1 pseudogene is annotated in these 208 nt (G+C 64.4%); it reads left to right on the forward strand.

Features of this window, described 5'->3' with window-relative positions:
- Positions 1-208 (forward strand): annotated as a pseudogene (locus ACYP5B_RS21695) (CpaF family protein); the annotation flags it as partial.

Raw genomic sequence — 208 nt, forward strand, 5'->3', positions numbered from 1 at the left:
CTCGGTGCAGAAATCCGCCGTGCGCGGCACCGATCAGGGCATCATCAACGCCGGCTACAAGGGGATGCGGATTGCCGCGGTGATGCAGCCGACCGCCATCGACGGCAACGCCCTCAGCATCCGCCGTCACCGGGAAACCAACCTGTCTCTGACCGACTATGTCCAGATGGGCGCGTTCTCTTCGCGTGTTGCGCGCAACACCACCGAC

The organism is Cupriavidus sp. 8B (genome assembly GCF_054589115.1).